We start from the raw sequence: 19,996 nt of genomic DNA, 5'->3' as shown, positions 1-19,996 counted from the left end.
CCACTGAGGGAGACCGCGATGAGCGCACCCGACGGCAGCCCGGTCGGCGCCGAACGCAGCATCGGCCAGCTGTTCGCCTCGGCGACGACCGAGATGTCGGCGCTGGTGCATGACGAGATCGCACTGGCGAAAGCGCAGCTCAAGCAGGACGTCAAGCGTGGCGCGACGAGCGGCGGCCTGATCACGGTGGCCGGGGGGGTGCTGCTGTTCTCGCTGCCGATGCTGAACTTCGCCCTCGCGTACGGCATTCGGACCTGGAGCGACTGGAACCTCGCGCTCTGCTTCCTGCTGTCCTTCGCGGCGAACGTCCTCATCGCCCTCGTCCTCGCCCTGATCGGCTTCGTCTTCGCGAAGAAGGCCAAGCAGAGCAAGGGCCCGCAGAAGGTCGCCGCCTCGATGAAGGAGACGGCGGGCGTCCTGCAGAAGGCCAAGCCGCACCCGCGTCCCGCCCCGCAGCCGGAGCTGGAGGACCGGGCGCCCGCAGCCATCGAGGCTGTGGCACGCTCGTCGTCATGACGGATCCCGCCACCCCCTCCTCGGTCGTACGCCCGGACGGCCCCTGGACCCACAGGGATGTTGCGGCGAACGGTGCGCGCTTCCACATCGCCGAGCTGGGCGACGGCCCGCTGGTGCTGCTGCTGCACGGCTTCCCGCAGTTCTGGTGGACCTGGCGGCACCAGCTCGTCGCGCTCGCCGACGCGGGCTTCCGGGCGGTGGCGATGGACCTCAGGGGCGTCGGCGGCAGCGACCGTACGCCGCGCGGCTACGACCCGGCCAACCTCGCCCTCGACATCACGGGCGTGGTCCGCTCGCTCGGTGAGCCGGACGCCGCGCTCGTCGGCCACGACCTGGGCGGATACCTGGCATGGACGGCGGCCGTGATGCGCCCCAAGCTGGTCCGCCGGCTCGCGGTCGCGTCCATGCCGCACCCCCGGCGCTGGCGCTCGGCGATGCTCTCGGACGTCAAGCAGACCAGTGCCGGCTCCTACATCTGGGGGTTCCAGCGGCCCTGGATCCCCGAGCGGCAGCTGACGGCCGACGACGGCGCGCTCGTCGGCCGGCTGGTCCGGGACTGGTCCGGCCCGCGCCTGCCGGACGACGACGCGGTGGAGATGTACCGCCGCGCGATCTGCATCCCGTCGACCGCGCACTGCTCGATCGAGCCGTACCGCTGGATGGTGCGCTCGCTGGCCCGCCCCGACGGCATCCAGTTCAACCGCCGCATGAAGCGACCGGTACGCGTACCGACGCTGCACCTGCACGGCTCGCTCGACCCCGTCATGCGCACGCGCAGCGCGGCCGGTTCGGGCGAGTACGTCGAAGCGCCGTACCGCTGGCGCCTGTTCGACGGCCTCGGGCACTTCCCTCATGAGGAAGACCCGGTCGCTTTCTCCACCGAACTGATCAACTGGCTCAAAGACCCCGAACCCGATCGGTGACCGCGCCGATGCGCCCGGTATCCGGAACTGAACACCTGTCCTACGAACAGCCAATTGCCTGGCGCATAGGCCAATTGGGGGCCCTGGGGGCGGTTATCGACCATGGGGCAGGGGCAGACGTCGGGGTATGGGCTGGACGCACGACTACAGTGACGCAGCACGCAATCGCCGCTCGGCCGGCGGGCTGAGCTCCCATCAGCGGGGCAGCGCCCCGCAAATGCCGGGCGCGGACCTCCGGGTAGGCATTCCGCGCATTCTTCGCCGCCGGGCCCGCTGGGTCTCGGTGCGCCTGCGCCACCCGCGCGGCTGATCGGGCCGCCGCTCTTCAACCGTCTCGACCGTCCGGGGCAGGCTCTCGTGCCTGCCCCGGCCTCACGGCCTCACAGTGCGCAGCTGTCGCTGTCCACCTGCTGGTTGGCGGTACGACCCTTGGCGATGTCCTCCTGGATCTCGTCCGCGGTCAGCGCGTAGCCGGTCTCGGCGTCGTCGAGGGACTTGGCGAACACCACGCCGTAGACCTTGCCCTCGGGCGTCAGCAGCGGACCACCGGAGTTGCCCTGACGGACGGTCGCGTACAGCGAGTACACGTCACGGCGCACGGTGCCGCGGTGATAGATGTCCGGTCCGTTGGCCGGCAGGCGCCCGCGCACGCGCGCGGCTCGCACGTCGTACGCGCCGTTCTCCGGGAAGCCCGCGATGATCGCGCTGTCGCCGCTCTCGGCGTCGGTGGCCGTGAACTTCAGCGCGGGCGCGTCCAGATCGGGTACGTCGAGTACGGCGATGTCGCGCTCCCAGTCGTAGAGGACGACCGTCGCGTCGTACCGCTTGCCCTCGCCGCCGATCTGGACGGTGGGTTCGTCGACGCCGCCGACCACATGCGCGTTGGTCATGACGCGGCGGTCGGAGAAGACGAAGCCGGTGCCCTCCAGGACCTTGCCGCAACTCGTCGCCGTGCCCATGACCTTGACGATGGATCGCTGCGCCCGCGTGGCGACGGGGCTGTTGGCGAGCGCCGGGTCGGGCGGCTGGACCTCGTTGATGGGCTCGTTGGAGAACGGGCTGAAGACCTGTGGAAAGCCGTTCTGCGCGAGGATGGTGGAGAAGTCCGCGAACCAGGTGTCGGCCTGGTCGGGCAGCGCCCGCGAGACGCCGAGGAGCACCTTGGAGCCACGGACCTCCTTGCCGAGCGTCGGCAGCGTGGTCCCGGCGAGGGCGGAGCCGATCAGCCAGGCCACGAGGAGCATCGCGACGACGTTGACGAGGGCGCCGCCGGTGGCGTCCAGGGCGCGGGCCGGGGACCAGGTGATGTACCGGCGCAGCTTGTTGCCGAGGTGGGTGGTCAGGGCCTGGCCGACGGAGGCGCAGACGATCACGACGACGACCGCGACGACGGCGGCGGTGGTGCTCACCTCGGCGTTGTCGGTCAGCGCGTCCCAGATGACCGGGAGGAGGTAGACGGCCACGAGACCACCGCCGAGGAAGCCGATCACCGACAGGATGCCGACAACGAAGCCCTGGCGATAACCCACGATCGCGAACCACACGGCGGCGACCAGCAACAGGATGTCCAGCACGTTCACCGGTTCGAGCCTCGCCTCGTCACTCTTCGCTCACCACAGGTCGGCCACGGGCCCGGCCCGCCACTCAGCGGCTTTCGGACACGACGGCCCCCGGGAAGAAACAGCACGGCAGACACCCTGTCATGACCGCCAGTCGAGCGGGACCTGCTTCCCCCGGTCCCAGGGCCGCTCCCAGCCCGAGAAATGGAGCAGCCGGTCGATGATCCCGGCCGTGAAGCCCCACACCAGTGCCGATTCGACCAGAAATGCCGGGCCTCGATGGCCGCTGGGGTGGACGGTGGTGGCGCGGTTGTCCGGATTCGTGAGATCCGCCACGGGGACCGTGAAGACGCGTGCCGTCTCGTTCGGATCGACGACGTCGACCGGAGTGGGCTCGCGCCACCAGCCCAGCACGGGAGTGACGACGAAGCCGCTGACCGGGATGTACAGCTTCGGCAGGGCGCCGAAGAGCTGGACGCCGCTCGGATCGAGCCCGGTCTCCTCCTCGGCCTCGCGCAGAGCGGCCCGCAACGGCCCGTCCGCGTGCGGATCCCCGTCCTCGGGGTCGAGGGCGCCGCCGGGGAAGGAGGGTTGTCCGGCATGGGACCGCAGCGAGCTCGCCCGCTCCATGAGCAGCAGCTCGGGCCCCTCCTCGCCCTCACCGAACAGGATCAGTACGGCGGACTGGCGTCCCGCACCGCTCTCCGGCGGCAGGAAGCGGCTCAGCTGCAACGGCTCGACGGTCTCGACGACCCGCACCACCGGGTCCAGCCACTGCGGCAACCCGTCCTTGCTGACCACCACCGGCCCGTCCTGCGTATCGCTCGCCCGCTTCATCGCCACCCCCGTCGTTCTGCCCAGTCAAACGCCCGAGGGCACATAGATCGTTCCGCGACGGGACCACGACCGCCGGCCCGCCCCCACGGGAGCGAAGCCCCGACGACCGTACGGCGACCGGCCCGCACCCACAGGAAGGGAGCCCCGACGGCCGTACGACCACCGGCCGGCACCCCCGAGCCCTGCGCCCGCCCCGTCATCCGGCCCCCAGCGGCGGGGCCGGCTTGCCGCCCGCGTCCAGATAGGACTGCGGCGGGTTGAGCCGTTGCCCGGGGAAGCCGCCCTTCTCGTACTTGAGGAGCTTCTTCGCCTTCTCCGGATCGGTCTCGCCCTCGCCGTACGCCGGGCAGAGCGGGGCGATGGGGCAGGCGCCGCAGGCGGGCTTGCGGGCGTGGCAGATGCGGCGGCCGTGCCAGATCACGTGGTGCGAGAGGTCGGTCCAGTCGCTCTTGGGGAACAGCGCGCCGATCTCGGCCTCGATCTTGTCCGGGTCCGTCTGCTCGGTCCACTGCCAGCGCCGCACCAGCCGCTGGAAGTGGGTGTCGACGGTGATCCCGGGCCGCCCGAAGGCATTGCCGAGCACGACGAAGGCGGTCTTACGGCCGACGCCGGGCAGCTTGACGAGCTCTTCGAGCCGCCCCGGAACCTCACCGCCGTAGTTCTCCACCAGCGCCTTCGACAGCCCCATGACCGACTTGGTCTTGGCGCGGAAGAACCCGGTGGGCCGGAGGATCTCCTCGACCTCCTCCGGGTTGGCGGCGGCCAGGTCCTCGGGGGTCGGGTACTTGGCGAACAGTGCCGGGGTCGTCTGGTTCACGCGCAGGTCGGTGGTCTGGGCGGACAGCACGGTGGCGACGACGAGCTGGAAGGGGTTGTCGAAGTCCAGCTCGGGATGGGCGTAGGGGAAGACCTCGGCGAGCTCGCGGTTGATACGACGGGCACGGCGCACCAGAGCGGTGCGGGACTCGGCCGCGGGAGGCCTGGCGGACACGGTCTGCACGGCCGAGGCGCCCTGCACGTCGGTGGTGGCCGCCTCAGACACGACGACGGGCTTCTTCTTGATCGCCTTCTTGGTGGTCACGTTCGCGGCGCCGGCTTTCTTGGCGGCCGCCTTCTCGAGGGCAGCCTTCTTGGCGGCAGCCTTCTTGGCGGCCGGCGATTTCGCGGGGACGGCCTTCTTCTTCGCAGGGGCGGCCTTCTTCGCAGGGGCGGCCTTCTTCGCAGGGGCGGCCTTCCCAGTGGCAGCAGCCTTCTTGCCTGCCGCCGTTTTCCGGCCACCGGCTGCCGCACCACCCGGCGCCTTTTTCACCGCTTCTGCCGCTTTCCTTCCGCCACCGGGGTCCTGTTCGCCCATAGCGGAATCCCGACGTACAACCACCCGCCCAGCCCCCTTGGCCTGTGCTCTCACCGGCGATTTGGACACCCGGCCAGCCTAAAGCCCGGCACTGACATCCGCCCCGGACCCTGAAGATCGGCCCCCAATTGGACCCCTGCCGCTTACCTCGGGACACCTGTGCGGCATCCTTGTGACAGATCACACTGTTTGGACCGTCCGGCAAAATGGGGAGCACGGTCCCCTGGTAGACAGGGGAGTGATCCCCTGAGCAGGTCGACAAGGAGAGAACTCGTGGACGACGTTCTGCGGCGCAACCCGCTCTTCGCGGCGCTCGATGACGAGCAGTCCGCGGAACTGCGCGCCTCCATGAGTGAGGTGACGCTCGCCCGTGGCGACTCCCTGTTCCACGAGGGCGACCCGGGCGACCGGCTCTACGTCGTCACCGAGGGCAAGGTCAAGCTTCACCGCACCTCCCCCGACGGCCGCGAGAACATGCTCGCCGTCGTCGGCCCCGGAGAGCTGATCGGCGAGCTGTCGCTCTTCGACCCTGGCCCGCGCACGGCGACCGCCACCGCGCTGACCGAGGTCAAGCTGCTGGGCCTGGGTCACGGCGACCTCCAGCCCTGGCTGAACGTCCGCCCCGAAGTGGCCACCGCGCTCCTGCGCGCCGTCGCCCGCCGGCTGCGGCGCACCAACGACGCGATGTCCGACCTGGTCTTCTCGGACGTCCCCGGCCGTGTGGCCCGCGCGCTGCTCGACCTGTCCCGCCGCTTCGGCGTGCAGTCCGAGGAGGGCATCCACGTCGTCCACGACCTCACACAGGAGGAGCTGGCCCAGTTGGTCGGCGCGTCGCGTGAGACGGTCAACAAGGCGCTGGCGGACTTCGCGCAGCGGGGCTGGCTCCGCCTGGAGGCCCGTGCGGTGATCCTCCTGGACGTGGAACGCCTGGCAAAGCGCTCCCGCTAGCCCGTACGACATCAGGGTCCTGCCTCACTCCGAGGCGGGACCCTGTTTTCGTACCCGCCCGCACGTGCCCGCCCCCTGAACGGCCTCGTCCTCAAACGCCGGACGGGCGGAAATGGTGGTGGACCGGTGTGGGCGCGTGGTCGGCGTACCCCCACGCGCCGCGCCCGCCCACGGCCGTGAGGGGACGTGCCGGGGGTGTCCGCCCGCAGCGGCGGGCGTCAAGAAGCGCCCGCCTCTCTGTTCGAGAGCAACCGCCCGACCGAGGACGGACACCCCCGGCACGGCCCCGACCCACCCACCCACCGGACCACCGGCGCTACCCGCACCCCCACCCATCCCGCACCGGCCGCCGCAGGCACCAGGCACCCCTCGAACATCCGCGCGCCACGAGATAGCCTCCGCCCATGGCAAACGGGCAGTGGTACCCACCGGAGTGGCCGGACCGCATCCGCGCGCTCGCGGACGGCAGTCTCACCCCCGTCACCCCGAAACGAGCGGCCACAGTCATGCTGCTCAAGGACACCGCCACCGGCCCGTCCGTACACATGCTGCGCCGCCGCAGCTCCATGGCTTTCGCAGGCGGCGCCTACGCCTACCCCGGCGGCGGCGTGGACCCGCGAGACGAGCAGCAGATCCGCTGGGCGGGCCCCACGCGCGCGTGGTGGGCACAACGGCTCGGCCTGGAGGAGGCCGCCGCCCAGGCGATCGTCTGCGCCGCCGTACGCGAGACGTACGAGGAAGCCGGCGTCCTCCTCGCCGGCCCCACCGACGACTCCGTCGTGGGCGACACCACCGGCGAGGACTGGGAGACCGACCGCGCCGCCCTCGTCGCCCGCGACCTCTCCTTCGCCGAGTTCCTCGACCGCCGCGGCCTGGCCCTCCGCTCCGACCTCCTCGGCGCCTGGACCCGCTGGATCACCCCGGAGTTCGAACCCCGCCGCTACGACACGTGGTTCTTCGTAGCCGCTCTCCCGGAGGGCCAACGCACCCGCAACGCCTCGACCGAGGCCGACCGCACGGTGTGGATCCGTCCCACGGACGCCGCCGCCTCGTACGACAAGGGCGAACTGCTGATGATGCCGCCGACCATCGCGACCCTGCGTCAGCTGACCCCGTACGGCAGCGCCGCCCAGGCCCTGACCGCCGCCCCCGACCGTGACCTCACCCCCGTCCTCGCCCGGGCCCGTCTTGGCGAGGACGGCGAGATCGTGCTCGCCTGGCCGGGACACGACGAGTTCACCAAGCACATCCCGACCGGCGGAACCCCCGCATGACCCCGCCCCCGGCGCCCACACCGCCCACCGTGCCCGCCGCGCCCGCCGCCCCGGGAGGCCCCCTCGCATGACGGACGCAGCAGCCCTCCCCGGCCAGCCGCGAGGCGAGGTCCTCTCCGGCCCCGCGACCCCGCGTGCCGTCAACGTCCTCGCCCCCAACGCCTCGGCGATGACCCTGGACGGCACCAACACCTGGCTCGTCTCCGAACCGGACTCCGACCTGGCCGTCGTGATCGACCCCGGCCCGCTCGACGACGGACACCTGCGCAACGTCGTCGCCACGGCGGAGAAGGCCGGCAAGCGCGTGGCCCTGACCCTGCTCACGCACGGCCACCCGGACCACGCCGAGGGCGCGGCCCGCTTCGCCGAGCTGACCGGCACGCACGTGCGTGCCCTCGACCCGGCGCTCCGGCTCGGCGACGAGGGTCTCGGCGCCGGGGACGTGGTCACCGTCGGCGGCCTGGAGCTGCGCGTCGTGCCGACGCCCGGGCACACCGCCGACTCCCTCTGCTTCCACCTCCCGGCCGACCGCGCCGTCCTGACCGGCGACACCATCCTGGGCCGCGGCACGACGGTGGTGGCGCACCCCGACGGCCGCCTCGGCGACTACCTGGACTCGCTGCGCCGGCTGAGGTCCCTCACGGTCGACGACGGCGTGCACACCGTCCTGCCGGGTCACGGGCCGGTCCTGGAGGACGCGCAGGGCGCGGTTGAGTTCTACCTCGCGCACCGCGCCCACCGGCTCGCCCAGGTCGAGACGGCGGTCGAGGACGGCTACGGCACCCCCGACGAGGTCGTCGCCCATGTGTACGCGGACGTGGACCGCTCCCTGTGGCCGGCCGCCGAGCTGTCGGTGCGAGCGCAGCTGGACTACCTGGAGGAGCACGGCATCATCTAGCCGATGCCGACACCGATGCCAATGCCGACACCGATGCCGATGCCAATGCCGGGCCGCCTCCCGAGCACCGCACCCTGCGCCCTCAGTCGGGCCGCGGCGCTTTGAGCCCGTGCACGCGCGCGTACTCCTCGGCGAGCCACGGCCCGAGATCCTCGACGTACGACCGCAGGACGCCCGCGTCCCCCGTCGGCTCGTCCCCGAGCTCGGCCGCCGTCCGCAGCTGCTCGGCCCGCGCGGGGTAGTACGTCCCGAAGGCCTCCGCCATCTCTCCGAGATCGCTGGTCCACCCGCCCCAGCGGGGCATGACGAGCGTGAACCCGGTCCGCACCAGACGCCGCGACATGAACCGGACGAGCGGCCGGCGGGCGTCGTCGCTGTCGTCGGCACCGTCGATCCGTGCCCGCCACCGGGGCAGCAGGAGACCGAGGTCGCCGTTCGTCTCGCGCGCGAGCAGCGTGTCGGGCCGGTAGCGCGGCAGATACTCGGCGAGGTCGTCCCCCAGCAGGGGCGTGCACAGGCAGGCGACGAACCAGCCGCCGTCGTAGGTCTCCAGGTCACTCAGCAGGCGACCGCGGCTGCTGAGCAGCGTCCCCGCCCCGTCGATCTGCGCGAACTCCTTGTCCAGCGCCTCGTCGAGCGCACGGGCGTCAGCCCGGTCCGCCTCGGTCGGTTCCTCGCGCAGGGCGATCAGCAGGTCCAGGTCGCTGCGCCCCACGCGCGCGGTGCCGCGCGGAATCGACCCGTAGAGGTAGGCGCTGTCCAACCGCGCCCCGAACACGTCCAACAGCCGGTCCCGCGCGGCGGCGACGACGGGCCGGAAGTCCCGCGGAACCCGCCCGAGGGCCCCTTCGCGTGCGATGTACCCCTGGGCATCGAGCCCTCTGCGCAGAACCGTCCCGGTCATGGGCCCACTGTGCCCTGCCCGGGGACCCGGAAGCGGCCCATTTTCCCGGCGCCGCGATGCCCAGCCTGCCCGGCCCCCGGACAGGCTGCTGCGTCACGACGACCGCCGCACGGCAACGGCCGGCATACGACCGCAACAGGCAGCTCAGCCGTATACGACGACCACCGCACGGCGACCTCACCACCGCACAACAGCCGAACCACCACACGGCGACTTCACCACCGCACAACGGCCCAACCACCACACGGCGACTTCACCACCGCACAACGGCCCAACCACCACACGGCGACCTCACCACCGCACAACGGCCCAACCACCACACGGCAACCTCACCACCGCACAACGGCCCAACCGCCGGAGGCCTACGCCCCCGTCAGCTCCACCTGGACCTCGACCTCGACCGGCGCGTCCAGCGGCAGCACCGCCACGCCCACCGCGCTGCGTGCGTGGACGCCCTTGTCGCCGAGGACCTCCGCGAGGAGCTCGCTCGCGCCGTTGATGACGCCGGGCTGGCCCGTGAAGTCGGATGCCGACGCCACGAAGCCCACGACCTTCACCACGCGCGCGATGCGGTCCAGGTCACCCGCCACGGACTTCACGGCCGCGAGGGCGTTCAGCGCGCAGATGCGGGCGAGGTCCTTGGCCTCCTCGGCCGTGACCTCCGCGCCGACCTTGCCGGTGACCGGAAGCTTGCCGTCCACCATGGGGAGCTGGCCGGCGGTGTAGACGTACACGCCGGACCGGACCGCCGGCTGGTACGCGGCCAGCGGCGGCACGACCTCCGGGAGCCTCAGGCCCAGCTCGGCGAGCTTCGCCTCGGCCGCGCTCACGCCTTCTCCCGCTTCAGGTAGGCCACGAGCTGCTCGGGGTTGTTCGGCCCGGGCACGACCTGGACGAGCTCCCAGCCGTCCTCGCCCCAGGTGTCCAGAATCTGCTTCGTGGCGTGGACGAGCAGAGGCACGGTTGCGTATTCCCACTTGGTCATGTGGCCGACTTTATCCGTTGGCCACAAGCCGCCACGCAGCCGACCGCACTCAAGTTATCCACAGGCTGCTGCGTGGTCGGCGCACAGACTGGTTAGGCTCGAAGATGTGAGCAGGCTCCAGGTCGTCAGCGGCAAGGGCGGGACCGGAAAGACCACGGTCGCCGCCGCGCTCGCGCTCGCCCTCGCGACCGAGGGGAAGCGGACGCTTCTCGTCGAGGTCGAGGGCAGGCAGGGCATCGCGCAGCTCTTCGAGACAGAGGCGCTGCCCTATGAGGAGCGGAAGATCGCCGTCGCTCCTGGGGGCGGGGAGGTGTACGCCCTCGCCATAGACCCCGAACTGGCCCTTCTGGACTACCTCCAGATGTTCTACAAGATGGGCGGTGCGGGCCGGGCCCTGAAGAAGCTCGGCGCGATCGACTTCGCCACCACCATCGCCCCGGGGCTCAGAGACGTACTCCTCACCGGCAAGGCGTGCGAGGCCGTGCGGCGCAAGGACAAGGCCGGACGGTTCGTCTACGACTGTGTCGTCATGGACGCGCCGCCCACCGGCCGCATCACCCGCTTCCTGAACGTCAACGACGAGGTCGCGGGGCTCGCCAGGATCGGGCCGATACACAATCAGGCGCAGGCCGTGATGCGGGTGCTGAAGTCGGCGGAGACGGAAGTGCACCTGGTGACGCTGCTGGAGGAGATGCCCGTCCAGGAGACCGCGGACGGGATCGCCGAGCTGCGGGCGGCGCGGCTGCCGGTGGGCCGGGTCATCGTGAACATGGTGCGTCCGGAGGTGTTGGACGCGGCCGATCTGGAACTCGTGCGCAGTGTCCCGCGCACGGCCGTCGCCAAGGCCCTGTCCTCGGCCGGGCTCGGCGGGGCCCGGCGCGGCGGGAACGCCGAGAAGCTGGTGACCCCGCTGCTGACGCAGGCCGACGAGTACGCCGAGCGGTTCGCGCTGGAGCAGGAGCAGCGGGCGGTCCTGGACGAGTCGGGGCTGCCGGTGCACGAACTGCCGCAGTTCACCGAGGGCATGGATCTGGCGGGCCTGTACGCCCTCGCGCGTGAACTGCGGGAACAGGGCCTGTCATGAGTCCGTTCACAAGTCGGAGGCCGTACGCGGTACGTCGGAAGCAGGGGATGTCATGAGTCGTCCGGAACCGGCCCAGACACAGGACGCCGCCCGCCGGCCCCACCATCTCTCCGCCAAGAGCGTGCTCGACCTCGATCCGCTGCTCGACGACCCGAAGACCCGCATCGTGGTGTGCTGCGGCTCGGGCGGCGTCGGCAAGACCACGACGGCGGCGGCGCTGGGGCTGCGGGCCGCCGAGCGCGGGCGCAAGGTCGTCGTGCTCACCATCGACCCGGCCCGCCGGCTCGCCCAGTCGATGGGCATCGACTCGCTGGACAACACCCCGCGCCGGGTCAAGGGCGTGGAGGGCGAGGGCGAACTGCACGCGATGATGCTCGACATGAAGCGCACCTTCGACGAGATCGTCGAGGCGCACGCGGACCCCGAGCGGGCCGCCGCGATCCTGGGCAACCCCTTCTACCAGTCGCTCTCCGCGGGCTTCGCCGGCACGCAGGAGTACATGGCGATGGAGAAGCTGGGCCAGCTGCGGGCCCGGGACGAGTGGGACCTCATCGTCGTGGACACCCCGCCGTCCCGCTCCGCGCTGGACTTCCTGGACGCCCCCAAGCGGCTGGGCTCGTTCCTAGACGGCAAGCTGATCCGGGTGCTGCTGGCCCCGGCGAAGGTCGGCGGGCGCGCGGGGATGAAGTTCCTGAACGTCGGCATGTCGATGATGACGGGCGCGCTCGGCAAGCTGCTCGGTGGTCAGCTGCTGAAGGACGTACAGACCTTCGTGGCGGCCATGGATTCGATGTTCGGCGGGTTCCGCACGCGCGCGGACGCCACGTACAAGCTGCTCCAGGCACCCGGGACCGCGTTCCTGGTCGTGGCGGCGCCGGAGCGGGACGCGTTGCGGGAGGCCGCGTACTTCGTGGAGCGGCTGGCCGCCGAGGACATGCCGCTCGCGGGTCTGGTGCTCAACCGGGTCCACGGCAGCGGCGCCGACCGGCTGTCCGCCGAGCGGGCGCTCGCCGCCGCGGAAAATCTTGAAGAGCCCCGCATTGTGGATCAGGAGGGCGGGAAAGCTGGACTTCGTAACTCCCCCGACACGTACGACAGTTCAGAATCAGCCGCTTCCGAGGCACCGGCTCCAGACACAGGCTCCCCCGCCGTCACGGACCTGGAGCGAACCGCAGCCACGGACGAGCCACAGACGCATGTGGAGCGGTCCGTCGACCAGCTCACGGCAAGCCTGTTGAGACTGCACGCCGAGCGCATGCAACTGCTCTCCCGCGAGCAGCGCACGCGTGACCGCTTCACCGCGCTCCACCCCGAGGTGGCGGTGGCCGAAGTGGCCGCGCTGCCCGGCGATGTGCATGACCTCACGGGGCTGCGCGACATCGGGAACCGGCTCGCGGCCCATCGGCACGAGCTGCCTGATCCCGAGGTCTGACACAGCAGACCCGGCAGACCTGCCGGATCCGTCCGAGGAGAGACCTCGTGGCCCCCTCAGCCCACCGCCGCGAAGTTCTCGTACACCTCGTCGTCGTCGAGCGGCAGGATGCCCGCCCCGCGCTCGTACTCCGTGCGTGCCGTCTCCAGCAGCCGGCGCCACGAGGTGACGGTCGGCCGCCTGCGCAGCAGGGCGCGGCGCTCCCGCTCCGTCATTCCTCCCCACACGCCGAACTCGACACGGTTGTCGAGCGCGTCCGCCAGGCACTCCGTGCGCACCGGGCATCCTGTGCACACCGCCTTGGCCCTGTTCTGCGCTGCTCCCTGAACGAACAGTTCATCCGGATCGGTAGTGCGGCAGGCCGCCTGCGCACTCCAGTCGACTACCCAGCCCATACCGGCGCCGTCCTCTCCCGAATCGAGGCTCCCCCACGGCGGCAGCGGCATATTCACCGCCGCCAGTTGAGGACGTTACGGAAGGTGGGCACAGCGCAACACCCCCTTCGGGCCCAATCTTGAATGGCCCGAACGGACTATGCGTAAGCGGCAGATCACCCGGGGGAGTGAGCTGGCGACATGCGCGACTTTCCCGGCAATTCGGGACAGTTCTGTTGAGTCACAACGGACGCCGAATGACACACAAGGCGGATTCGGACACGTCCCCACCAAAAAAAGTGGGCTACCGCCAGAACGATTCGGGGTCGCCGGACGTATTGATACGTGGCCGCACTGCTGTGACAGTTGGGAGCAGCTTAGGCCAAGGCCTGTACGCCTGTCCGGCGAATGGGCCGCATCCGCGTGCATGGCATGACTCACGTCGTCGTGCGGGCTCGCGGACGAATCGGCTCTCGGTTCGCTCATGTCTACGGTTTAGGCTGCCCCCATGCCAAAGAACCGCTCGGGCGGTGGTCTGTCGCCGACGCAGCAGGCCGCCAAGTTCCTCGGTGTCAGTGTGCTCGCGGGAGCCGTGCTGGCCGGTATCGCGCTGCCCGCCGTCGGCGCGCTGGGGCTCGCGGCCAAGGGGTCCGTCGAGAGCTTCGACGAACTCCCCGCCAACCTCAAGACGCCACCGCTGAGCCAGCGCACCACGATCCTGGACGCCGAGGGCGGCACGATCGCCACGGTCTACTCACGTGACCGTACGGTCGTCGACCTCAAGGACATCTCGCCGTACATGCAGCAGGCGATCGTCGCGATCGAGGACGCCCGCTTCTACCAGCACGGCGCGGTCGACCTGAAGGGCGTCCTGCGCGCCCTCAACCGCAACGCCCAGAGCGGTGGTGTCAGCGAGGGCGCCTCGACGCTCACGCAGCAGTACGTGAAGAACGTCTTCGTGGAGGAGGCCGGCGACGACCCGACGAAGGTCGCCCAGGCCACCCAGCAGACCCTCGGCCGCAAGATCAAGGAGCTGAAGTACGCGATCCAGGTGGAGGAGGAGCTCGGCAAGAAGAAGATCCTCGAGAACTACCTGAACATCACGTTCTTCGGCCAGCAGGCGTACGGCGTCGAGGCCGCCGCCCAGCGCTACTTCTCCAAGTCCGCCAAGGACCTCCAGGTCCAGGAGGCGGCGCTGCTCGCCGGCATCGTCCAGTCGCCGAGCCGCTACGACCCGGTCAACGACGAGGCCGAGGCCACCAAGCGGCGCAACACCGTCCTGCAGCGCATGGCCGACATGAACGACATCTCCCAGGCGGAGGCGGACAAGGCCAAGGAAACACCGCTGGGGCTGAAGGTCAGCAAGCCCAAGAACGGCTGCATCACCGCGGTCAAGGGCGCCGGCTTCTTCTGCAAGTACGTCGAGAAGGTCTTCAAGAGCGAGCCGGTCTTCGGCAAGAGCCGCGAGGCCCGCGCGAAGATCTGGAACCAGGGCGGCCTGACCATCACGACGACCCTGGACCCGCAGTCGCAGAAGTCGGTCCAGGCCTCGCTCAAGGAACACGTCTACCAGGACGACAAGGTCGCCGCCGCGACCACCCTCGTCGAGCCCGGCACCGGCAAGATCCTCGGCATGGGCCAGTCGAAGCCCTTCGGCTTCGGCAAGAACGAGACCGAGATCAACTACTCGGTGGACTCGAAGTACGGCGGCTCCAACTTCGGCTTCCCGACCGGTTCGACGTTCAAGCCGTTCGTGGCCGCGGCCGCGCTGGAGGAGGGCCGGCCGCCGACGCAGGAGTACTCCTCGCCGTACGAGATGGAGTACCCGAGCCCGGTACAGACCTGCGACAGCGCGCCTTGGACCAACCTGCGCAACGAGAAACTGGAGAACGAGAGCGAGTCGGAGCGCGGCCCCTACCGCCTGAAGAAGGCGATGGAGCTGTCGGTCAACACCTACTTCGTGCAGATGATCGCCGACATCGGCCTGTGCCCGGTGGTCAACATCACCGACAAGCTCCAGGTCCGCCAGGGCAACGGCGACAAGCTCCCCGAGAAGCCCGCCATCGCCCTCGGCTCCATCGGCCTGTCCCCGCTGACGATGGCGAGCGCGTACGCCGCCTTCGCCTCCCGCGGCATGTACTGCACGCCGATCGCCATCGAGTCGATCTCGCAGAAGGTCGGTGGCCAGCAAAAGTCGCTGGAGGTGCCGAAGTCGACCTGCTCGCGCGCGATGTCCGAGCAGACCGCGGACACCGTCAACAGCCTGCTCCAGGGCGTGGTCGACTCCGGTACGGGCAAGGAAGCCGGCCTCACCGACCGCGACAGCGCCGGCAAGACCGGTACGACGGACGAGCGCCGCAACGCCTGGTTCGTCGGCTACACGCCGAACCTCTCGGGTGCCGTCTGGGTCGGCAGCGCCACCCAGAAGGTCAAGATGCGCAACATCTACATCGGCGGTGTGTACAACGACCTGGTCTACGGCGGCCGGGTGCCGGGCCCGATCTGGCGGGACGCCATGCTCGGCGCCCTGGAGGGCAAGCCGGTCGACGAGTTCAACACCATCCACATCCCGGACGAGGACGAGGAACGCGACAAGGGCCGCGACAAGGGCCGGGGCAACGACGACGACAACGGCAACGGCGACGACAACCTCATCGGCGGCCTGATCGGCGGCGGGGACAACGGCGGCGGCAACGGTGGCAATGGCGGCACCGACGGGGGCACGGAACCGACGCCGACCTTCTCCATCCCCGAGGGCTGGTGGCAGGGCCAGACGAACGGGAATGGCACCGGAGGGCGCGACTGAGCACCCTCAGAGGTCGCAGAACGCCGACGGCCCTTGTCCCCTCGTACGGAGGGGACAAGGGCCGTCGGCGTTGATGCGGCTGCTGGGCGGGAGTGTCGGCCCTCGCCGCCGGGCGGGGTGTCAGCCCGCGAGGAGCTTCTTGACCGCCGCGGCCACGCGGCCGCCCTCGGCCAGACCGGCGACCTTCGGGTTCACGATCTTCATGACCGCGCCCATGGCCCGCGGGCCCTCCGCGCCGGCCGCCCGGGCCTCCTGGACGGCCTGGGCGACGATCTCGTTCAGCTCGTCGTCGCTGAGCTGCTTCGGCAGGTACGTGGCGAGGACCTCGCCCTCCGCCTTCTCCCGCTCGGCCTGCTCGGCGCGACCACCCTGCGTGAACGCCTCGGCCGCCTCGCGGCGCTTCTTCGCCTCGCGGGTGATCACCTTCTGCACCTCGTCGTCGGAGAGCTCACGCTTCTCCTTGCCCGCGACCTCCTCCTTGGTGATCGCGGCGAGCGTCAGCCGGAGCGTCGAGGAGCGGAGCTCGTCGCGCTCCTTGATCGCGGCGTTGAGGTCTTCCTGAAGCTTCGACTTGAGCGTGGTCATGACGTCGATTGTCGCAGGTGTGGTGCGCGGAACGCCCGTTGATTTCAAGGGGCGTGCGGGAGCGTGCCGTACGGAGGGCGGCGGGCCCGCCGGGGGGCGGCTGCCTGGCACGGAGCGCTTCGCCGGTCTGACACGATGGTCGTATGCGCGCGCGATACGGAGTACCCCTGGGAATCACGGCGGTTGGGGCCGCCGGTCTGCTGTACTCGGCGGGTTTCGAGGCCCGTTCCTTCCGTCTGCGACGGGTGACGATCCCCGTCCTGCCGGCGGGGATGCGGCCGCTGCGGGTGCTCCAGGTCTCCGACATCCACATGGTCGGCGGCCAGCGCAAGAAGCAGCGCTGGCTGCGTTCGCTGGCGGGCCTGCGCCCCGACTTCGTGATCAACACGGGCGACAACCTGTCGGACCCCGAGGGCGTGCCGGAGGTGCTGGACTCGCTGGGTCCGCTGATGGAGTTCCCGGGCGCGTACGTCTTCGGCTCGAACGACTACTACGGCCCGACGCTGCGCAACCCGGCCCGGTACCTGCTGGAGAAGGCCCAGGGCCGCCACGGCCTGAACGGCAACGCGCCCGTCGTCGGTGCGGTCCACAACCCGTGGGAGGACCTGCGGGACGGCTTCGACGCGGCGGGCTGGCTGAACCTGACGAACACCCGCGGCATGCTGAAGGTCGAGGGCATGTCGGTGGAGCTGACCGGCGTGGACGACCCGCACATCAAGCGGGACCGGTACCAGCGGGTGGCCGGGGGTCCCTCGGGCGCCGCGGACTTCGCGATGGGCGTGGTGCACGCGCCGTACCTGCGGGTCCTGGACGCGTACGCGGCGGACGACTACCCCCTGATCCTGGCCGGCCACACCCACGGCGGCCAGCTCCGCATCCCCTTCTACGGCGCGCTGGTCACCAACTGCGACCTGGACACGGACCGGGCGAGGGGCCTGTCCACGCACACGGCGGAGGGCCGCAGGTCCTACCTCCACGTCAGCGCAGGCTGCGGAACCAGCCGCTACACCCCGTTCCGCTTCGCTTGCCCACCGGAGGCGACGTTGCTGACGCTGGTGGGGCAGGAGTAGTCGGAGGGGAGCAGTCGGAGTCGGAGTCGGAGGTAGCCGGTCGGTTGAGCGGCGAGGTTTGAGCCGTAGCCCTAGCCGTAGCCGTAGCCCTAGCCATAGCCGTGGCAGCCGGCAGAGCCAGTTGCCGTAACCCACCCAGACCATCCATATCGCCCATTTCGCCCACGCTGCTTAGCGTGAGGGCATGACCGCCCCGATACCCAGGGACATCCCGGACATTCCCGCGATACCGGGCATACCTGTCCTGTTCCCCTCCCACGTCCCCGCCACGGCGGTGGTGACCCCCACCCCCCGCCGTCCGGCCGCAGTGTTCCGCCTGCTGGTGGCCCTCACGGCGGCCGCTGCCGTGGCCGTGGAACTGGTCCTCGGCAGCCCCCTGCGCACCCTGAGCCACTTCGCGATCCAGAGCAACATCCTGCTGGCCCTGGTCTTCGCCATCTCGGCCCGCCTCGCCTGGTACGCACGCCGCCCGCTTCCCTCGACCCTGCCGGGCGCCACGCTGCTCTACGCCCTGACCACCGGCCTCGTCTACCACCTGCTCCTGGCGAACGAGGGAAGCTCCTACGCCCTGCCCGGCATCCTCACCAGCACCGCGACCGCCCCCACGGGCTGGCACGCGCTCACCACCCAGGTCCTGCACACGGTCACTCCCGTCGCCGCCCTGGTGGACTGGCTGCTCCTCACACCCTCGGGCCACCTGCACCTGCGCCAGGCGACGACGTGGCTCCTGTACCCCCTGACCTACCTGGCCTTCACCCTCGCCCGAGGCGAGTACCTGGTCCCCGGCACGCCGGCCCGCTACCTCTACCCGTTCCTCGACGTGGCCCGGCACGGCTACAAGAGCGTCCTGGGCAACGCCCTCCTCATCGGCCTGGCCATCTACGCCCTGGCGATCCTCCTCGTGGCCCTCGACCACGCCCGCCCCAACCCGCTCCGCCACCGCGCCCACCACGCCCCGAAAACCGGATTTCGTCTCCAGCCACCAGTGGGCTAAAGTAAACGTCGTCGCCGCGACAAGCAGTGACATCGGGGTGTAGCGCAGCTTGGCAGCGCGCTTCGTTCGGGACGAAGAGGTCGTGGGTTCAAATCCCGCCACCCCGACGCTGGTCAGAGGGCCAATCGCATGATCGCGATTGGCCCTCTGTCATGCTCCGGGGGCCAAACAGGGGGCCAAACGAATTTGGTCAGGCCACCGCGTCGCCCTCTTCCTGTCCCTCCGTGTCCTCCCCTTCCTGACCTTCGGCGAAGATGTCATCCATCGCTTCGGCGCCCTGCGTGATCACCGGGCGAAGCTGCTTGCGGTAGACCGCCTCTGTGGTCGCCTGACTGCTGTGACCGACCAAGAGCGCGATCCGTTCCAGGGGGATGCCATGGTCGGAGAGCAGGGACACGAAGCTGTGCCGGAGCTCCCGCGGCGTCCACTCAGGCTTCAGTCCGGCTTTCTTCACGATGGCCTTGAAGTCTCGCCGGACGTTGGCTGCGTCCAGCGGCTCACCGCTCCGAGTCGTGAAGACACGGCCGGTCGAACTCCACTCCTTCCCTCTCGATGCCCGCTCCTGCTTCTGCCATCGCATGTGCTCTTCGAGGACGTCGACCACCTGTTTCGGCAGAGCGATGGTCCGGCGGCTCTTCCTGGTCTTGGTCTCACCGTGCTTTCGCACCGAGCGCCACACGGCGACGTGCGGCGGAATGCCGTCCGTCGTCTCCAGGAAGACGTGATCCCAGGTGAGGGGTCGTGCCTCTTCGGTGCGGACGCCGCTCAGGAGGGAGAGCACGAGGTAGGCGTACAGGCGGGACGGGCGCGCGGCGGTGAGCACGGCTTTCGCCTGCTCAAGGTTGAGTGCCTTGCTCGGACGGCCGGGACGCCCTTCCGGTGCGGTGACGAGTAGGGCGACGTTCCGCGCGGCCTTGTCCCTGCGCTGCGCGTGCGCGATGGAGCGGCGCAGGATGGCGAGCAGGTCACGCAGGCTTCGCGTCGCGAGGAATTCGGCCCTGTCGTCCAACCAGTCGTCAACGTCGTCCGCGCTGAGTTCCTTCAGCTTGGCCTTGCCGATGAACGGGATCAGGTGCTTGTTCGCCATCGAGCGGTTCTTGCCGATGGTGCCCTTCTCGTCGCGCCCCTTAAGCCCGCGCTCCAACCAGTCGTTCACCGCATCGGCCACGATGTAGTTGGCCGGCGCTTTGACGCCGGTCTGCATCTCCTTTTTCAAGTCTCGGATCTTGTTGCGGACTTCGGTCTTCGTCTTGCCGTACACCTTCGGTCGACGGCGCTTGCCGTTCGGGGCGTACCCCAGGGAGACGGCCCCCACGTAGCTCTTCTTTGCGGGGTCCCAATAGATCGTGTCCGCACCATGGCCAGCGCGGGTGCGCTTCGGGGTCTCGCTCATCTTCTGTTATGCCTCCATAGGACAGGGCCGCGCCCTATAGGGCGCGGCCCTGTGGAACTG

Annotated in this window: 20 protein-coding genes and 1 tRNA gene; 12 read left to right on the top strand and 9 right to left on the bottom strand. The window is 70.1% G+C overall.

The annotated features are described in order from the left end of the window. The first annotated feature begins 18 nt into the window (after nt 1-18). From AC3ETA_RS17220 to AC3ETA_RS17210, 3 genes are all read left to right on the top strand, one after another. The gene (locus tag AC3ETA_RS17220; protein WP_432193765.1) at nt 19-516 is read left to right on the top strand and encodes a phage holin family protein; all 498 of its coding nucleotides are present in this window, start codon (nt 19-21) and stop codon (nt 514-516) included. Further along, the gene (locus AC3ETA_RS17215; protein ID WP_030943422.1) at nt 513-1,439 is read left to right on the top strand and encodes an alpha/beta fold hydrolase; all 927 of its coding nucleotides are present in this window, start codon (nt 513-515) and stop codon (nt 1,437-1,439) included. The genes AC3ETA_RS17220 and AC3ETA_RS17215 overlap by 4 nt, the downstream gene beginning before the upstream one ends. A gap of 127 nt (nt 1,440-1,566) precedes the next feature. After that, the gene (locus AC3ETA_RS17210) at nt 1,567-1,749 is read left to right on the top strand and encodes a hypothetical protein (RefSeq protein ID WP_359050130.1); all 183 of its coding nucleotides are present in this window, start codon (nt 1,567-1,569) and stop codon (nt 1,747-1,749) included. A 70-nt stretch (nt 1,750-1,819) separates the two neighbouring features. On the opposite strand, the gene AC3ETA_RS17205 is transcribed toward AC3ETA_RS17210, so the two are convergent. From AC3ETA_RS17205 to nth, 3 genes are all read right to left on the bottom strand, one after another. After that, nucleotides 1,820-3,019, bottom strand: a complete 1,200-nt coding sequence (locus tag AC3ETA_RS17205) for a MarP family serine protease (RefSeq protein ID WP_432193764.1) — start codon at nt 3,017-3,019, stop codon at nt 1,820-1,822. A gap of 120 nt (nt 3,020-3,139) precedes the next feature. Continuing rightward, nucleotides 3,140-3,835: an NUDIX hydrolase gene (locus AC3ETA_RS17200; RefSeq protein WP_432193763.1), complete on the bottom strand. Its 696-nt coding sequence runs from the start codon at nt 3,833-3,835 to the stop codon at nt 3,140-3,142. Between the two features lie 196 nt (nt 3,836-4,031). After that, nucleotides 4,032-5,189: an endonuclease III gene (gene nth / locus AC3ETA_RS17195; protein ID WP_432193762.1), complete on the bottom strand. Its 1,158-nt coding sequence runs from the start codon at nt 5,187-5,189 to the stop codon at nt 4,032-4,034. 273 nt (nt 5,190-5,462) lie between these two features. Between nth and AC3ETA_RS17190 the strand changes: the two genes are divergently transcribed. The 3 genes from AC3ETA_RS17190 to AC3ETA_RS17180 all read left to right on the top strand — a co-directional run bounded on the left by AC3ETA_RS17190 (nt 5,463) and on the right by AC3ETA_RS17180 (nt 8,309). Further along, nucleotides 5,463-6,137: a Crp/Fnr family transcriptional regulator gene (locus tag AC3ETA_RS17190; RefSeq protein WP_030943409.1), complete on the top strand. Its 675-nt coding sequence runs from the start codon at nt 5,463-5,465 to the stop codon at nt 6,135-6,137. A gap of 404 nt (nt 6,138-6,541) precedes the next feature. Then, a complete protein-coding gene (locus AC3ETA_RS17185; protein ID WP_432193761.1) occupies nt 6,542-7,411 on the top strand; it encodes an NUDIX hydrolase in 870 nt (289 codons plus the stop codon). Between the two features lie 67 nt (nt 7,412-7,478). Next, complete coding sequence (locus AC3ETA_RS17180; RefSeq protein ID WP_432193760.1) at nt 7,479-8,309, top strand: MBL fold metallo-hydrolase; 831 nt, start codon at nt 7,479-7,481, stop codon at nt 8,307-8,309. 82 nt (nt 8,310-8,391) lie between these two features. On the opposite strand, the gene AC3ETA_RS17175 is transcribed toward AC3ETA_RS17180, so the two are convergent. The 3 genes from AC3ETA_RS17175 to sp36 form a co-directional block, all read right to left on the bottom strand. Then, on the bottom strand, nt 8,392-9,213 hold the full coding sequence (locus AC3ETA_RS17175; protein WP_432193759.1) for a nucleotidyltransferase domain-containing protein: 822 nt from the start codon (nt 9,211-9,213) through the stop codon (nt 8,392-8,394). Between the two features lie 362 nt (nt 9,214-9,575). Next, nucleotides 9,576-10,043 (bottom strand): RidA family protein, encoded by a 468-nt coding sequence (locus tag AC3ETA_RS17170; RefSeq protein ID WP_432193758.1) that lies wholly within the window; start codon nt 10,041-10,043, stop codon nt 9,576-9,578. Continuing rightward, nucleotides 10,040-10,198 carry a Sp36 family protein gene (gene sp36 / locus AC3ETA_RS17165; RefSeq protein ID WP_003967454.1) on the bottom strand — a complete coding sequence of 53 codons (159 nt, stop codon included), beginning with the start codon at nt 10,196-10,198 and terminating at the stop codon, nt 10,040-10,042. Before sp36 ends, AC3ETA_RS17170 begins: the two co-directional genes overlap by 4 nt. 106 nt (nt 10,199-10,304) lie before the next feature. Between sp36 and bagA the strand changes: the two genes are divergently transcribed. Together bagA and bagB are read left to right on the top strand one after the other, a co-directional pair. Further along, nucleotides 10,305-11,282 carry an ATPase BagA gene (gene bagA / locus AC3ETA_RS17160; RefSeq protein WP_432193757.1) on the top strand — a complete coding sequence of 326 codons (978 nt, stop codon included), beginning with the start codon at nt 10,305-10,307 and terminating at the stop codon, nt 11,280-11,282. A 52-nt stretch (nt 11,283-11,334) separates the two neighbouring features. Continuing rightward, nucleotides 11,335-12,714, top strand: coding sequence for an ATPase BagB (bagB, locus tag AC3ETA_RS17155; RefSeq protein WP_432193756.1), 1,380 nt, complete (start codon nt 11,335-11,337; stop codon nt 12,712-12,714). 56 nt (nt 12,715-12,770) lie between these two features. On the opposite strand, the gene wblA is transcribed toward bagB, so the two are convergent. Further along, complete coding sequence (gene wblA, locus AC3ETA_RS17150) at nt 12,771-13,109, bottom strand: transcriptional regulator WblA (protein WP_380850567.1); 339 nt, start codon at nt 13,107-13,109, stop codon at nt 12,771-12,773. A 487-nt stretch (nt 13,110-13,596) separates the two neighbouring features. Here wblA and AC3ETA_RS17145 point away from each other — a divergent pair, with 487 nt between their 5' ends. Further along, nucleotides 13,597-15,894: a transglycosylase domain-containing protein gene (locus AC3ETA_RS17145; protein WP_432193755.1), complete on the top strand. Its 2,298-nt coding sequence runs from the start codon at nt 13,597-13,599 to the stop codon at nt 15,892-15,894. A gap of 120 nt (nt 15,895-16,014) precedes the next feature. Here the strand turns inward: AC3ETA_RS17145 and AC3ETA_RS17140 are convergent, their stop codons facing one another. Further along, nucleotides 16,015-16,479 carry a GatB/YqeY domain-containing protein gene (locus AC3ETA_RS17140; RefSeq protein WP_432193754.1) on the bottom strand — a complete coding sequence of 155 codons (465 nt, stop codon included), beginning with the start codon at nt 16,477-16,479 and terminating at the stop codon, nt 16,015-16,017. Nucleotides 16,480-16,622: 143 nt separating this feature from the next. Here AC3ETA_RS17140 and AC3ETA_RS17135 point away from each other — a divergent pair, with 143 nt between their 5' ends. From AC3ETA_RS17135 to AC3ETA_RS17125, 3 genes are all read left to right on the top strand, one after another. Then, a complete protein-coding gene (locus AC3ETA_RS17135; RefSeq protein WP_432193753.1) occupies nt 16,623-17,549 on the top strand; it encodes a metallophosphoesterase in 927 nt (308 codons plus the stop codon). A 184-nt stretch (nt 17,550-17,733) separates the two neighbouring features. Beyond that, nucleotides 17,734-18,543 carry a Pr6Pr family membrane protein gene (locus AC3ETA_RS17130; RefSeq protein WP_432193752.1) on the top strand — a complete coding sequence of 270 codons (810 nt, stop codon included), beginning with the start codon at nt 17,734-17,736 and terminating at the stop codon, nt 18,541-18,543. Between the two features lie 33 nt (nt 18,544-18,576). After that, nucleotides 18,577-18,650, top strand: a tRNA-Pro gene (locus tag AC3ETA_RS17125). 83 nt (nt 18,651-18,733) lie between these two features. Here the strand turns inward: AC3ETA_RS17125 and AC3ETA_RS17120 are convergent. After that, nucleotides 18,734-19,936 carry a site-specific integrase gene (locus AC3ETA_RS17120; RefSeq protein WP_432193751.1) on the bottom strand — a complete coding sequence of 401 codons (1,203 nt, stop codon included), beginning with the start codon at nt 19,934-19,936 and terminating at the stop codon, nt 18,734-18,736. Between the last annotated feature and the right edge of the window lie 60 nt (nt 19,937-19,996).

The sequence above is a fragment of the Streptomyces sp. bgisy027 genome (assembly GCF_057710365.1).
The sequence above is the reverse complement of the archived record's forward strand: the minus strand, read 5'-3'. Positions and strand labels throughout refer to the sequence as shown.

Coding starts and splice junctions, on each gene's coding strand:
- AC3ETA_RS17220 (WP_432193765.1), top strand. CDS start 19: ATGAGCGCACCCGACGGCAGCCCGGTCGGCGCCGAACGCAGCATCGGC.
- AC3ETA_RS17215 (WP_030943422.1), top strand. CDS start 513: ATGACGGATCCCGCCACCCCCTCCTCGGTCGTACGCCCGGACGGCCCC.
- AC3ETA_RS17210 (WP_359050130.1), top strand. CDS start 1,567: ATGGGCTGGACGCACGACTACAGTGACGCAGCACGCAATCGCCGCTCG.
- AC3ETA_RS17200 (WP_432193763.1), bottom strand. CDS start 3,835: ATGAAGCGGGCGAGCGATACGCAGGACGGGCCGGTGGTGGTCAGCAAG.
- nth (WP_432193762.1), bottom strand. CDS start 5,189: ATGGGCGAACAGGACCCCGGTGGCGGAAGGAAAGCGGCAGAAGCGGTG.
- AC3ETA_RS17185 (WP_432193761.1), top strand. CDS start 6,542: ATGGCAAACGGGCAGTGGTACCCACCGGAGTGGCCGGACCGCATCCGC.
- AC3ETA_RS17180 (WP_432193760.1), top strand. CDS start 7,479: ATGACGGACGCAGCAGCCCTCCCCGGCCAGCCGCGAGGCGAGGTCCTC.
- AC3ETA_RS17175 (WP_432193759.1), bottom strand. CDS start 9,213: ATGACCGGGACGGTTCTGCGCAGAGGGCTCGATGCCCAGGGGTACATC.
- sp36 (WP_003967454.1), bottom strand. CDS start 10,198: ATGACCAAGTGGGAATACGCAACCGTGCCTCTGCTCGTCCACGCCACG.
- bagB (WP_432193756.1), top strand. CDS start 11,335: ATGAGTCGTCCGGAACCGGCCCAGACACAGGACGCCGCCCGCCGGCCC.
- wblA (WP_380850567.1), bottom strand. CDS start 13,109: ATGGGCTGGGTAGTCGACTGGAGTGCGCAGGCGGCCTGCCGCACTACC.
- AC3ETA_RS17145 (WP_432193755.1), top strand. CDS start 13,597: ATGCCAAAGAACCGCTCGGGCGGTGGTCTGTCGCCGACGCAGCAGGCC.
- AC3ETA_RS17140 (WP_432193754.1), bottom strand. CDS start 16,479: ATGACCACGCTCAAGTCGAAGCTTCAGGAAGACCTCAACGCCGCGATC.
- AC3ETA_RS17135 (WP_432193753.1), top strand. CDS start 16,623: ATGCGCGCGCGATACGGAGTACCCCTGGGAATCACGGCGGTTGGGGCC.
- AC3ETA_RS17130 (WP_432193752.1), top strand. CDS start 17,734: ATGACCGCCCCGATACCCAGGGACATCCCGGACATTCCCGCGATACCG.
- AC3ETA_RS17120 (WP_432193751.1), bottom strand. CDS start 19,936: ATGAGCGAGACCCCGAAGCGCACCCGCGCTGGCCATGGTGCGGACACG.